A 13,634-nucleotide genomic window follows, 5' to 3' on the forward strand; every position below is an offset into this window, starting at 1 on the left:
CCGAGAGCGGCCTCGGATCGGTGGTCGCGAGGGCGGAGGGCCGGATCTTCAGGAAACGCCTTGGAGGCCCCGGCGGAACCACTCCGTCATGTGCGTCTCCGCGCGGGGGAACCAGCGGTTCTCGGTGGCGAAGTCGTCGGGCGAGGGGGCCGCCTCGAAAGCGGGCTGCTCCTCGCGGTTGTAGCGCACCTGGTAGCGGAACGGCGGGTCCACGATGTACTCGAAGCCGATCCAGGTGCCCAGGCCCTCGGCGTACATGCCCTTGCGCAGCTGCTGGAACATCCGCCACACCTCGGGCGGCATCTCCCAGGCGCGCACCGACTCGTCCGGCATCCGGACACCGCTCGACATCTCGCTGTGCCGACCGATCATCGACGCCCGGACCACCAGGCGCTGCCAGCCCTCCGGCAGCGTGGCGACCACGGCCTGGGTGATCTCCGCCAGCTTCTGCTGCTGCTCGGTCGGGTCGAGCTGCGGCCAGTTGGGCATGGTGTGGGGTCCTCCTCGGCAACGCGCCCGACGCCCGGGCGCGGTAGTGGTCCGTCCGCAGCCTACCGCCGGGGTCCGGCGGCCCCCCGTTCGCGCTCCAGGGCCTCGCCCTCGTCCAGGAAGGCGCGCAACCACGGCGGGATGTGCTCCTCCGACCTCGGGAACACCTCCAGGTCCCGCACGAACGTCGTCGGGTGCAGGGCGGGCCACCAGCGCGGGTCCTCGTCGTAGTTGAACGACACCTCCGGCCGCTCGCCGGGCCGCAGCACCATCCGGGCCGAGAACCACGTCCCCCGGTCCTCTTCGTACAGCACGCCCCGCAGCTCCTGGAACGCGTCGGTCACCACCGGGGACAGCACGACCTGGCCCGGGTCCGCTCCCCGGTCGTCCTTCACCGACACCGCGAAGTCGTAGGCCAGCACGGTCGCGGTCACCGACAGCGCCAGCTCGGCCCAGCCCGCCGGGGCGGCCGACGCGAGCGCGTTGGCCGCTTCGGCGACCAGGTCATCGGCCCTTGAACCGGTCCTGGGGTCCATAGTTCACCTCCGGCTTGTTGGGGAAGACCCGCTCCTTGGTGACCACGCCGTCCACGATCTTCCTGCCGTTGTCGTCCAGCAGCGGCTGACCGTCCGGCCCGGTCTTGTAGGTGACCTCCTGCCAGCGCATGGTCACCTCGCCCGGCACGCCGTCCGCGTCGCGCTGCATCCGCACCTGGTAGTTGCGGATGTCCTGGCCGGGTGCCTCGGAGAACCTGGTCAGCTCGACCTCCTGCGCGCGCCACGACGCCGCGTTCGTCCAGCCGTCCTTGTAGTTGCCCGAGTTGGACGCCGCCATCTGCGGGTGCATGTTCAGGTACTCGCCGAGACCGCCCAGCTCGTTGGACACCAGGTGCCCGCCCGCCCACTTGACCCGCGCGTCCTCCCGCTGCTCCGGCGTCAGGTCCCGGTCGCCGGCCGAGGCCGGCGGGAACGCCGCCTCGCCCTCCATCTGGGCCCGCCGCTGGGAACCGCGGTCCTTCTGGTCGTCGCGGTAGTCGGCCGTCTGCCCGCCCGCCTCGACGTCACCGGTCATGGAGTCGGTCTGCCCGTGCCGGTCGGTGTGGAAGGTCATGTGCAGCTCGGGGTTGTGGTAGTTCGGCACCCGGTACTGGACGTCGGGCAGCAGCGGGTGGCTCAGGTCGGGGTTGAAGCCCGCCCACTTGCCCTCCTCCTTGCCGACCGGCACGGGGTTGCCGTCGGCGTCCCGCACGACGTTCTGCTTCGAGCCGGGCTCCGCCTCCACCCACTTCACGCGGCCGTTCTCGTCGGTGAAGAAGGTGGTCCGGGTGCCGTTCGCGTTCTCCACCGGGTACGCGGTGTACGGGCGGAGCGGGTCGTGCCCCTCCAGGCCCCGCAACGGCGCGGGGACCGGGTCCGGCGTGGTCGGCTGGTGGAAGTCGGGGTCCTTGTTGCCGTCCGGGATGATCGGGCGCTCCCGGTGCTCGGCCCGGATCGGCGGGTCGTGGACGTCGATGGGGCGCGGCGGGTCGCCCGGCCCGTCGCCGGGCCGGTGGGTGGGCCGGTCCCAGTCCACGAACCGCTCGGTGAACGCCGGGTCGTCGGGGCTGATGACCCTCGGCTTGGGCGGCGGGGTGAACTCGGGGTCGTCCGCCGGGTCCGGCGCGGTGCCGTCGGGCGCGGTGCCGTCCGGTGCGGTGCCGGCTTGGTCGTCGTCGCCGCGGGAGCGCGCGTCCTCGGGGGTGAGGTCGCGCTTGTCCGCGTCGGCGGTGTCGGGCGTGAAGGCGTCGTCGCTCGCCCTGGACGTCGAGCCGTCGGGGTGGTGGGTGCCCCACTCGCCGTTGGGCGGGATGCGCGGCGTGCGGTTGCCGTTGGCGTCGATGTCGTAGTCGGAGGAGAAGACGCGGCCCTGCGAGTCGGTCCAGGCGGGCTTGTTCGGCGCCATGACCGGGGTGTCGAGTTCGCGGGACAGCCTGCGGGCGAAGTCGTTGGAGCCCGCGTCGCAGCCGATCAGGCGGATCGGCCTGCCGTCGTAGTCGCCGTTGCGGCGCAGGATGTCGGCGAACTCCTCCGGCGAGTACGAGTGGCCCCCGATCCGCGCGCGGCCGTCCGGGGTGACGTGGACGTCCACGGTGTACCGGCCGTCGGGGTCGGGCTGCACGCGGTGCGGGAGGTCGCCCATGTCGCCGTCGCCGCGGTGGAACGAGGTGCCGGCGGGCGTGGACTCGGCGTGCCGGCGGTTGACCTCGTCGGGCCCGGGGCGCTCCTCGGGCCGGTCGTGCGGGCCGTCCTGGTTCGGGTTGTCCTGGTTCGGGTTGTCCTGGTTCGGGTTGTCCTGGTTCGGGTTGTCCTGGTTCGGGTTGTCGTGGCTCCGGTTGTCGTGGCCCGGATTGTCGTGGTTCGGGGCGTCCTGGTTCGGCGCGTCGTGCCTCGGGTTGTCGGGCCTCGGGGCGTCGTGCCTCGGGTTGTCCCGGGGGTGGCCGTTCCCGGGGGTGCCGTCGTGGAGCCCTCGCGGCCTGGCCTCCTGCGGCCCGGTGTTGTGCGACCCGGCGTTGTGCGGGCGGCTGTCCGGGGTGGAGCCGTTGTGGTGGCGACCGCCCGGCTGGGGGCCGTCTCCGGGGCGGCTCCCGTCCGGACGTCCGGGAGGTGCGTTGCCCGCCGGGTGCGTGGTGGGTGCGCCGTTGTAGGGGCTGTGCGGGGTATTGGCCTGGAACGGGGTGGCGTGGGAGGGGCCCGCGTGCGACGGACCTCCGTGCGACGGGCCGGGGTGGGGTTGGCCGGGGTGGGGTTGGCCGGGGTGGGAAGGACCCGCGTGCGAGGGACCCGCGTGCGACGGGCCGAACGACGACGGCCGCGTCCCCTCGGGGCCGCGCGCGGCGGGGATGCCGGAGCCGACGTCGCCACGGCTGCCGGGCGTGCCGGTCCAGCCGCCGGGGCGTGCGCCACCCGGCGCGCCACCGGGCGAACCACCCGGAGCTGTCCCGCCGGGTGCGGTTCCGCCGGGCGCGGTCCCCGGGCCGGTCGCCGGCTGGTTGCCGTGCGGGCCGGGCTGGTTCGGGTCGCGGGGCGGTGCCGGCGCGTGGGGCTGGTCGGGGCGGGCCGGGGCGTCCGGTGTCGCGGCCGTGGACGAGTGCGTCTGGTCGAACCGCGACGGACCCGGGTTCCCACCCGGACCTCCGCGCGTGTCCCCGGACGGGCTGTGCCCGCCCGGGGAGTGCCCACCGGGAGCTGGGTTCCCACCGGGGCCACCACGGTGCTCACCCACTGGAGAGTGCCCACCGGGAGCGGTGTTCCCACCGGGACCACCGCGGTGTTCGCCTACAGGCGTGTGGTTGCCAGGAGCGGTGTTGCCACCAGGGCCGCCGCGGTGCTCACCCACCGGTGTGTGGGAGCCGCCGTAGTTGGGGTTGCCGCGCGGCGGCGCGTCCGTGCGGGACGGGGTGCTCGTGCCCGGTCCGCCCCGCTGCTCCCCCAGCCCTCGCGGCTGGTCACCGTCCGGGTGGGTGCCCGGATCGCGCCCGGGACGGGTCGCGGGCGCGCCGGGGCCGCCCGGATCACCGCTGCCGGGCCGGGTCGGGGTGTCCGGCGGCGCGGTGCCCGAGGTCGTCGTCGTGCCGTCCCCGGGACGGTTCGACGGGCTGTCCCCGCTGCCGCCGCGATCACCGCCGCGATCACCGCCGCTGTCTCCGTCGCCGCTGCTGTTCCCGTTGCCGCTGTCACCGTCACCGCTGCCGGGACGGCCCGAACCGGACGGGCCGTCGATGTCGGTCCGACCGGTCTGCAGGAAGCCGCCCCGCTTGATGTTCTTCGGGTCCAGCACGTCCAGCCCGGTCGCCTTGCCGGCGAGCTTGCCGAGCACCTTCATGACCTTCTCGAAGACCTCGACCAGACGCTTGAGCATCGGCGAGACCTTCTTGATGGTGTTCAGCAGGTCCTGGATGATCTTGGCGATCTTCGCGGCCCACTTGGAGATCGCCGTGACCGCCTGCGCCACGATCACCGGCGTCCCGAACCCGAGCGTGAACGCCGCCTCCAGCACCCACGCGATCAGCTTGCCCACCAGGTCCGCGATCAGGTCGCGCACCACCTCGCGGACGAACCCGACGACCATGCCCATCATGCCGACGACGGTGCCCACGGTGCCCGCCGCCGACGCCGCGCCGGCCAGGGCGTCGCCGTGCTGCTGCGCGTTGGTCAGGTACTGCGCGGCAGCCGCGCCCTCCCAGCCGGCGGTGCCCTTCGCGACCGCGGCCCGGTAGTCCTCCGCGACCTTGCCCAGCTCCGTGCCGACGTTGTTCCACGTCGTGGCGTACGACTCGATCACCGGAGGGTTGCCCGCCAGCCAGTCGAGCATGTCCTTCAACGGCTGGACGTGCTCCATCAGGAACGACGCGGCCGACGACATCAGCGTCCCGAACGGGTCGATCGCCATGGCCGCGGCGTCGGCGGCGAGCCCGACCATGCCGAGCCCGGCCTCGACCCAGTTGCCGTCCTTGATGCCGTTGTAGGTGTCCATCGCCGACTCCGCGATGGAGATGCCGGTCGCCCACCCGTTGTCGCCCGTGCCGGCGTTGAACGCGCCACCGGGCTCGGCGGGCGGCGCGGCCACCAAGGGGTTCTCCGGGGCCATCACTCACCGGCCCGGAAGCTGTCGCGGATGGAGTCCTCCATCTCGCGGTACTGCCTCACGGTGTCCTCGACCGCCTTGCCCGAGGACTCCATGGCCTCCACCGCGCCCCCCAGCGCGTCCAGCCCCCACTGCTCCACCGGGTCCAGCATCATCCGGAACGGCTGGCAGATGATCCCGTACGCGTCCGTGGGCATGCTGACCGTCTTCGCCGCGTCCACCGCCGCCTGGATCCGCGAGCCCAGGTCGGCCAGCTGCTTGCCGTGGCCTTCCAGCGTCTCCGCGACGATCTCGAACCCAGCCATGCTTCCCCCCGAACACGTCGGCCACGACACCGGGCAGGATCCGGGTCGTCGTCGGTCACTGTATGAACGCCGACGCCGCCGGGTCGAGCCGGGTTCCCGTTCACCCGGAAACCGCGAGGCCGCGCGGGGTGACCGTGGTCACCCCGCGCGCCGGTCAGGGGTGGCGCGGTCAGCCCAGGGGCAGGGGCTCCACCGTGGCCCAGTCGGCGTGCTTGCCGGTGCGGTCGTCGCCGGACGAGCGACCGCGCAGGCGGCGGGCCAGCCACGGCAGGACGTGCTCGCGGTAGTACCGCGCCTCGGCCAGCACCCGGCGCCCGGCCGGCCCGTGGGTCACCCGGTCGGCCTCCACGGGGTGGCCGAGGGCGGTCAGCACGCGGGAGGCCACCCGGCGGTGGCCGGCGGCGTTGAGGTGCAGCCGGTCCGGCGACCAGTAGGCGGCCCGGCGGAGCTCGGCGTCGTTGAACAGGTCGACCAGCAGCAGGTCGTACCGGGCGGCCAGCTCGGTGATCGCGATGGTCAGCTCGACGCCCCGGCGGTGGATCGTGCGGCCGAACGGCAGGCGCTGCGACGGGTCGGCGCCGCTGAGCAGCACCAGCCGCACCCCGGCGTCGGCGCAGCGCCGCGCGGCGTGCTCGGTCAGCTCGACCAGCCGCGCGGTGTCGATGCCGGGGCGCATCATGTCGTTGCCGCCGCCGTTGAGCGTGATCAGCGTCGGCGGCGGGGACAGCGCCAGGGCCGCGTCGAGCTGGTCGGTGACGATCGGCGCCAGCAGGCGGCCCCGCACGGCCAGGTTGGCGTAGCGCACCGGCTCGCCCAGCCCGGCGGCCAGGCCCGCCGCCACCAGGTCCGCCCACCCGCGCGGCGAACCGTCGGGCAGCTCGTCGCCGACCCCCTCGGTGAAGCTGTCGCCGATGGCCACGTACCGCACAGCCGCTGCCCCTTCCGTAGTCCGTCCCGGTCAGCATATGAGGTGGGCCGCGGACGGCCCGTGGCGGAGGATGTCGGTGTGGTGGACGGGGATGACGACGCGACGGCGCAGGCGTGGGCGGCACTGGGCGGACCGGCCCCGCTCGCCGCGGGCGTGGAGTACGAGGTGGTGCGCGGCGTGCTCGCCGCGCGGCTGCCGGTGCGGCGGCTGGCCCGCGCCTCGGTCGGGGTCTGCTCGCTGGCCGCCGCCGAGCTGCTGGCCGCGCGCAACGGCGGGCCGGCGCCCGCCGTGCGGGTGCACGAGGGCGCGGTGGCCACCGCGTTCGCCAGTGAGCGGCACCTGCGGGTCGACGGGCGGGCGCCGACCGCGTTCGCCCCGCTGTCGCGGTTCTGGCGCACGGCCGACGGCTGGGTGCGGACCCACGCGAACTACCCGCACCACCGCGCCCGGCTGCTGGCCGCGACCGGCGTGCCCGACCGGGGCGACGACGCCGCGCTGGTCGAGCGGCTGGCGGCCGGGTTCGCCGCGCGACCGGCCGAGGCCGTCCAGGAGGCGGTGCACGCCGCGGGCGGCCTGGCGGTCGCGGTGCGGCCGGGGCCGCCGGAGCGCCACCCGCTGGTCGAGTGGCGCGCGGCCGGCGGCGCCCGCGCACCGCTGCCCGCCGCCGGGCTGCCCGCCGCGGGCGTGCGCGTGCTGGACCTGACGCGGGTGATCGCCGGGCCGGTCGGGACGCGCGTGCTGGCCCTGCTGGGCGCCGACGTGCTGCGCGTCGACCCTCCCGAGCCGGCCGAGGACGACGACTTCCTCGCCGACACCGGGCTGGGCAAGCGGTCGGCCGTGCTGGACCTGGCCCGCGACCGGCGGCTGCTCGACGACCTGCTGGAGACCGCCGACGTGGTGGTCACCGGCTACCGGCCCGGCGCGCTCGACCGGTACGGCCTCGCGCCCGACGCCCTGCTCGACCGGCGACCCGGCCTGGTCGTCGCCCAGCTGTGCGCCTGGGGGTGGACGGGGCCGTGGGCGGGGCGGCGCGGGTTCGACAGCCTCGTGCAGGCGGGCAGCGGCATCGCGGTCGCGGAGGGCGACGGCGACCGGCCGGGCGCGCTGCCCGTCCAGGCCCTCGACCACGGCACGGGCTACCTGCTGGCCGCCGCCGTGCTGCGGGCGTTGACCGGGCGGCAGCGCGACGGCGGCGGGCGGCACGTGCGGCTGTCGTTGGCGGGCACGGCTTCCTGGCTGGTGAACGACCTGGCGGCCGGAGCAGACGGGTCCGAGGTGGACGGCCCCGCGGCGGGAGGCGCCGGGCAGGAGCCGGCGCACGACCCGTCGGCGTGGGTGGCGGAGAGGGACTCGCCCCACGGCCTCCTGCGGCACGCGCTGCCCCCGGTGCGCTACGCCGGCGCTCCGGCCACGTGGAGCCGCCCGGCGAGCCGGTGGGACGCGGACCGCCCGGAGTGGGTGGACCGGTGATCCCGGACCCCGCGGGCGGCCCGCGGCGGGCCTGCCCGGCGGGGCTACGGCGCGGCCGGGACGACCGCGGGCGCGGGGGCCCACGCCGTCGCGAACGCCGCCCACACCACCGGTGAGAACGCCGGGTCGCCGGTCCGCTCCCACCGGGTCGCCTGGTCGCGCTGCCAGGCGTTGAGGGCGCCGACCGGGTCCGCGGCGGACTGCGCCGCGTCGATCGCCAGCACCGCCGGGCCCAGCACCGGCGTGCCCGGGAACCCGGGGACGAGCGCGGCCAGGCCCGCGTCGGTCGGCAGCGTCCACCGGGTCGACACGACGTGCTCGGCCCCGCCGTGGACCATGGCCGCGACCAGGCCGGAGGGCTCGGCGAACCGCGCTTCGCCGCCGCTGTCGCAGGCCACCAGGGCGACCCGGTTCGGGATGCGCCACGGCCGGGGCGGGCCGGGGCGGTGGCCGAGCACGACGTCGGCGGCCGTGAGCGGCCGGTGGCCGCCCACGAGCGCGGCGCGGCCGGTCGTCCCCGTCCCGCACGACAGGTGCAGGCGCGCGTCGAGGCCGTGCCCGCCGGTCGTGACGTGGCCGACGTACAGCAGCCGCGACGCGTCGGCCAGGGCCGCCTCCAGGAAGTCCCGGTCGACGTCGTCGCGCCGCACTCCCCCGGGCACCTGCCCGGCCGCCAGCGCGGCCAGTTCCGGCCCCACCTCGCCGAGCACGGAGCCCAGCCCGGACGCGTCGCCGAACCCGGGCACCCTCGGGTCCAGCACCCCGACCACCGGACCGCGCAGCGGCGACACGCGGCGGCCCGGGGCGTTGCGCACGGTCGCGGGCGGGAGGACGGAGACGTCCGTGGTGTGCACGGTGCGCTCGCCCTCGTCGACGCGCAGCGCCTCCCACGGCACCAGCGCCGTCGACGGCGAGGGCCGCACGCGCAGGTGCGGCCGGACGCCCCGCGCCAGCAGCGAGTTCAGCTCCCCCGCGAGCTGGTGCGGCACCAGCGCCCGCGCCAACCGGCCGGCCAGCTCGACCTCCCGGTCGCGGTCGAGCAGCGGACCGCGGGTGAGCGACCGGGCCAGCGCCTCCCCCGCGCCCTCACCGGGCAGCGGCGACGGGACCGCGCGGGCCAGGTCGTCCAGCGCTTCGCGCACCAGCGCGCGCGGCACGCGGACGACCCGGGGCTGGTCGAGCCGGTCCTCCCACCGCCACGACGCGTAGAGGTCGCCCGCGTCCACGAGCTTCAGCTGCACCGCTACCACGACGCCACCGCGCCCCCCGCGCGCACCGGGAAACCGTAACGGCGCTCGGCGACGTCGATCCAGGGATCCAGGGCGGACGGTTCGGCCGGGTCGACGCGCACGCGCGGCGGCAGCGCGAAGCCGGTGGCCGGGAACGCCGGGTCGTCCTCGGCCCCGGCGACGAACGAAGCGGCGTGCGGCAGGTGGTCCTCCTCGGTCACCGGGGGCGCGGGCAGCGCCACCAACTCCTCCCGCGGCAGCCGCCGGTCCCCGTCCGGGCTCAGCGACACCGTCCCGGCCAGGTGGTCGACGTAGGCGGCGGCCAGCTCCACGTCGCCCAGCGACGCCACCGCGGTGAGAGCGGCCCGGACCGCGGGCGCGGCGGCCAGCGCGACCCACCGCTCCCGCAGCGGGCCGTGCGCGAACCGCTGCCGCACCGCCTCGGCGGCCAGCGCGGCGGGCAGCGCGAGGTCCAGCGACCGCGCGCACAGCTCGCGCCGCCGCTCGCCGTCCACGGTGGACGCCCAGCGGACGAGCGCGTCGGCCCGCCACCACGCGACGCCCAGCGCGACGTGCCACAGCCCCGCCCGCTCGGCCACCGCCACTGCGCGGCCGTAGCACTCGTCCGCCGCCGCGTAGCGCCCCGACTCCTCCAGCGCGGCGCCCCGCACCTGGTCGACGGCGATCAGCCCGACCGGCGTCGCGTCGTCGCCCCACTCGGCGAGCACCCGGTCCAGCAGCCCCAGCGCCACCTCCGGGCGGCCGAGCCGCACCTCGACCGCCGCCCGCCCGTGCAGGCACGTGGCGATCGCGCGGTCGTCGCCCGCCTCGCGCAGCAGGGCCTCGGCCTCGTCGTAGAGCGCGGCGGCCCGGTCGTGGTCGTCGTCGAGGTAGGCCGACCGCGCCAGGGCGGTGAGGGCGGTCGCCCCGGTCGTCCGGTCGCCGGTCGCCGCCGCCAGGTCGCGGGCCAGGCCGAGGTGCTCGGCGCCGCCCGCGCGGTCCCCGGTCGCGCCCGCGATCTCGGCCAGCGCCAGGTGCGCGAACGCGGCCAGCTCCGGCGCGGAGCCGTAGGCGAGGTCGAGCGCGGCGCGCGCCTCGGCGGCGGCTTCGCCGAAGCGCCCGCACGCCGCCAGCACCGAGGCCCGCACCGCGACGATGGACGGGCGCAGGGCGGCGACCGGTGGCCGCGGGGCGCGAGCCGGTCCGCCGTCGCCCGCGGGCGACGGCTCGCCGCCGGTCAGCGCCGACGCCTCGTCCAGGTCGGCCAGGGCCTCGGCGTGGCGGGAGGCGTGCCGCAGGAGCTGCGCGCGGGCGAGGAGGGCGTTGGCCAGGACCCCGGCGGTGCCGTACTCGTCGCCGACGCGCGCCAGCGCCGCCCGGGCCGACTCCACCGCCTCGGTGTTCCAGGCGATCGCCTCCCGGCTCCGCCCCAGGGAGGCGGCGGCGCCCGCCAGGTTGCCCGCCGCGGCGGCCCGGCACACCAGGGCTTGCGCGTCGTCGGAGCCCAGGGTCGCGCCGTGGGCGGCGTCGAACGCCGCCGCCGCGTCCGCCACCCGGCCCGCCGCGGCCAGCGCCGCGCCCCGGGCGTTGTGCCGGACGGACTCCTGCCAGCGCGGGTCGACGGGGCGCACGCCGCCGGGGCGGAGCGCGTGCTCCCGGTACGACCGCGCGCGGTCGTGGTCGCCCGTCGCCTCGCAGATGTCGGCCAGCTTCGCGTAGGCGTCCACGACGACCTCGGGTGCGGCGGTCAGGCCGAGGTCGACCGCGGCGAGCGCCTCGGCCTCGGCCTCGGCCCACCGGCCCGCGGCGATCAGGAGGCCGGCCCGGACGTCGTGCAGCACCGCCCGCTCGTGCGGTTCGGCGTCGGCGGACCCGCGTTCGGCGTCCTGCCAAGCCTCGTCCCACCGGCCCAGGTCGGCGAGCACCCGGGCGCGGGTGGCCAGCACCGCGGCCCCCCGGGGCCCGGGACCGGCCGCGCCCGCCGCCTCGGCGAGCAGGTCCACCGCTTCGGCCGGATCGCCGGCCAGGTCGGCCGCCGCGGCCAGGTTGACCAGGGTGGTGGCCAGCTGCTCGCCGACGGCCACCCGGCGCGCCCGCTCCAGCGCCGCGCGGCCGGCGACGTCGTCGGCCAGCAGCAGTCGCACGCCCTCGTCGTGGAGGTCCTGCCACCCGGTCACCGGCGGCCCGCCAGGCGTTCGGTGAGCGTCGCCGACGGCGAGCCCGGCCGGGATCGGGCGTAGGCGGTGATCGCGGCGCGGCGCTCGGCGGCGTCGGGGTCCGCGGGGGCGGGCGGCACGGCGAAGTCCGGGGCGTACACGGTCAGCCGCCGCTGGGCGGGCGGCAGCAGCAGCACCGTCGGCGGCACCGGGGCGCGGCCGGTGCGCCGGCCCAGGCCGTCGGTCCGGTCGAGCGCCACCTCGACCCCGCCGAACCGCGCCGCCAGCCGGACGTCCGGGCGGGGCCCGGCGGCCACCACCACGTCCAGGTGGGTCCCGCCCCCGCTGCGCACCACCGCCCACCGCGCCCCGGCCGCCGCGTCCACCGCGCCGGCGGGCACCAGCGCCCAGTCCACCGGGTCCGACCCGCTGTGGACGGTCACGCCGTCGGCGCGCGCCGCGTCGCCCGCGGCGAGCGCGTACTCGGCCCGGGTCGGCGGGAGCGGCTGCGGCGCGGGGAACCCGTAGTCCTCGGCCAGCGCGGCGAGCCGCGCGGAGACGCCCTCCACGACCGGGTCGGCGGTGACCTCGGCCAGCGCGCGGGCCGTCGCGTCCTCGTCGTCCAGCAGGTGCTCGACGGCGGCGGTCGCCAGGGCCAGCTCGGCGTGCAGCAGCACCGGGTCGAGCGCCGGGACGCCGGCCGACGCCGAGGCGGGCCACCAGGAGCGCGCCCACGTCAGGTGCGCGACGGTCCGGGCCGCCCGGCGCACGGCGCCGGGGTCGCCTTGGTCCGGCTCCGCTCGGTCCGGCCCCGGTTGATCCGGACCTGCTTGATCCGACCCCGATTCCGACTCCGGCTCCGGCTCCGACTCCGATTCCGGCTCCGACTCGGCGGCGGCCAGGATGCGGGCCGCCGCGTCGGGGCCGTAGACCTCCCACAGCCAGTCGGCCGCGCGGGCGGTGTCGTGGACGCGCGCGGCGGGGCCGGGGCCGGGGTCGAGGTCCGCCAGGACGTCCCACGCCAGGAGCGCGCCCCGCGCCTCCAGCAGGGCCGTCCGCTCCGGGTGCGACGGCCAGCGGCCCACCAGGACCTCCCCGCCCTCGCGGCGCACGCGCGGGCTCATCCGGCGGCCCGCCGTTCCAGGGCCGAGCGCAGGCGGTCGCGCTGGTCCAGGATCACCGAGCGCAGCACGCCGTCGAGCAGGTCCCACAACCCGTCCGCCGGCAGGGCTTCCCGGCGCAGCTCGCGGCCGTGCGCGCGGACCCACAGGCGGCGCAGGTAAGCCTCCCGCACGCCGAGCACGTCCGCCCGGACGCCCTCCGGCGCGGCCGACGGGGTCCGCAGCACGCGTCGCACGTAAGCCTCGCGCTCCCAGCGCGCCCTCAACCGCGCCGTCGCGTCGTTCCCGCCGCCCGCGCCGCCGGTGAGCCCGTCGGCGGCTGCCCGGCCCAGCGCCATCACCACGCGGCCGGCCTCCTCGGCGAGCTGCCACGGTTGCGCCGAGCGCGCCACCTCCCGGCGCACCAGCACCGGGACGTCCTCCAGCGCGTCGCGGTGGGAGGTGGTCAGCGGGACGAACAGGCGCTCCACGATCGAGCGGTCGAACGGCTTGGGCAGGTGCTGCTTGGCCGCCGTGACGCCCAGCTCCGGCCGGGTCGGGTGGTCGCGGTCGGACAGGCCGTGCGCGCGGGCGGCGCCCGGTCCGGTCACCGCGGACGCGCCCGCGGCGCCGGCCCGCGCCTCGACCAGGGCGGCGAACAGGTCCCGGTCCGGCTCGGTGGCGCAGGTGTCGAGGAAGTCGGCCAGCCGCGCGGGGTGCGGCGGCGGGAGGGCGGGAGGGCTCGCCCACGCCTCGGCCAGCAGGGCGCGCAGCCCGGCGGCGTTGGCCGGGTCGGTCACGTGGGCGCGCAGGTCGGCCACGGTCGGCCCGCCCTGCCCGTGGACCTCGGCCAGCACGCCGGCCGCCCGCTCGGCGGCGGACGGGTCGAGCCTCGGGTCGCCGTGCGCGGTCGCCAGTTCGTAGCAGCGCTGGAAGTACAGGTCCTGCGGGTTGCCCTCGGTGATGCCCGCGCGGCGGCGCTCCTTCTTCAGCACCAGGAACCAGGCCGCGGTCGCGGCCAGGACCGGGCCGGCGCGCAGGATCCGCTCGCGCAGCGCGTCGGCGTGCTCGGCGGCGACCGCGCCGGCCGCGAACCCCGGGTTGAGCACGGGGCGCAGCACCAGCGGGTCGAGGATCAGCTTCACCGTGCGGGCCAGGGGGCGGCCCGCCTCGTTGCTCAGCGGCGCCACCGCGTCGCCGAGCGCGGACCACGCCTGGTCGACCAGCAGCCCCCTCGGCGTCGTCGCCCGCCCGACGGCCCGCGCTGTGTTCACGCCGCGAGCCTATGCCCTGATCGCCCCCGTCCGGGCCGGAAACCGCGCGCGGTGGGCGTT

10 protein-coding genes are annotated in these 13,634 nt (G+C 77.2%); 1 reads left to right on the forward strand and 9 read right to left on the reverse strand.

The window, feature by feature from the left end; genetic code table 11:
* Positions 1-48: 48 nt before the first annotated feature.
* From JOE68_RS00995 to JOE68_RS01015, 5 genes are all read right to left on the reverse strand, one after another.
* Complete coding sequence (locus JOE68_RS00995; protein ID WP_204840454.1) at positions 49-489, reverse strand: hypothetical protein; 441 nt, start codon at positions 487-489, stop codon at positions 49-51.
* A gap of 62 nt (positions 490-551) precedes the next feature.
* Positions 552-1,025: a hypothetical protein gene (locus tag JOE68_RS01000; RefSeq protein WP_204840455.1), complete on the reverse strand. Its 474-nt coding sequence runs from the start codon at positions 1,023-1,025 to the stop codon at positions 552-554.
* Positions 994-5,115 carry a DUF8616 domain-containing protein gene (locus JOE68_RS01005; RefSeq protein WP_204840456.1) on the reverse strand — a complete coding sequence of 1,374 codons (4,122 nt, stop codon included), beginning with the start codon at positions 5,113-5,115 and terminating at the stop codon, positions 994-996. The genes JOE68_RS01000 and JOE68_RS01005 overlap by 32 nt, the downstream gene beginning before the upstream one ends.
* Positions 5,115-5,417 carry a type VII secretion target gene (locus tag JOE68_RS01010; protein ID WP_204840457.1) on the reverse strand — a complete coding sequence of 101 codons (303 nt, stop codon included), beginning with the start codon at positions 5,415-5,417 and terminating at the stop codon, positions 5,115-5,117. Before JOE68_RS01010 ends, JOE68_RS01005 begins: the two co-directional genes overlap by 1 nt.
* Positions 5,418-5,586: 169 nt before the next feature.
* Positions 5,587-6,345, reverse strand: a complete 759-nt coding sequence (locus tag JOE68_RS01015; RefSeq protein ID WP_204840458.1) for an SGNH/GDSL hydrolase family protein — start codon at positions 6,343-6,345, stop codon at positions 5,587-5,589.
* Positions 6,346-6,423: 78 nt separating this feature from the next.
* On the opposite strand from JOE68_RS01015, the gene JOE68_RS01020 reads away from it, so the two are divergent.
* A complete protein-coding gene (locus JOE68_RS01020) occupies positions 6,424-7,815 on the forward strand; it encodes a CoA transferase (RefSeq protein ID WP_204840459.1) in 1,392 nt (463 codons plus the stop codon).
* A gap of 44 nt (positions 7,816-7,859) precedes the next feature.
* Here the strand turns inward: JOE68_RS01020 and JOE68_RS01025 are convergent, their stop codons facing one another.
* From JOE68_RS01025 to JOE68_RS01040, 4 genes are read right to left on the reverse strand one after another with little or no spacing between them, the layout of a single operon-like run.
* Positions 7,860-9,065 carry a CHAT domain-containing protein gene (locus JOE68_RS01025; RefSeq protein ID WP_204840460.1) on the reverse strand — a complete coding sequence of 402 codons (1,206 nt, stop codon included), beginning with the start codon at positions 9,063-9,065 and terminating at the stop codon, positions 7,860-7,862.
* A complete protein-coding gene (locus JOE68_RS01030) occupies positions 9,059-11,221 on the reverse strand; it encodes a tetratricopeptide repeat protein (RefSeq protein ID WP_204840461.1) in 2,163 nt (720 codons plus the stop codon). Before JOE68_RS01030 ends, JOE68_RS01025 begins: the two co-directional genes overlap by 7 nt.
* On the reverse strand, positions 11,218-12,324 hold the full coding sequence (locus tag JOE68_RS01035) for a hypothetical protein (protein WP_204840462.1): 1,107 nt from the start codon (positions 12,322-12,324) through the stop codon (positions 11,218-11,220). Before JOE68_RS01035 ends, JOE68_RS01030 begins: the two co-directional genes overlap by 4 nt.
* Positions 12,321-13,574 (reverse strand): hypothetical protein, encoded by a 1,254-nt coding sequence (locus JOE68_RS01040; protein WP_204840463.1) that lies wholly within the window; start codon positions 13,572-13,574, stop codon positions 12,321-12,323. Before JOE68_RS01040 ends, JOE68_RS01035 begins: the two co-directional genes overlap by 4 nt.
* Positions 13,575-13,634 lie beyond the last annotated feature (60 nt).

This window comes from Saccharothrix algeriensis (assembly GCF_016907655.1).
Classification (GTDB): Bacteria; Actinomycetota; Actinomycetes; order Mycobacteriales; family Pseudonocardiaceae; genus Actinosynnema; species Actinosynnema algeriense.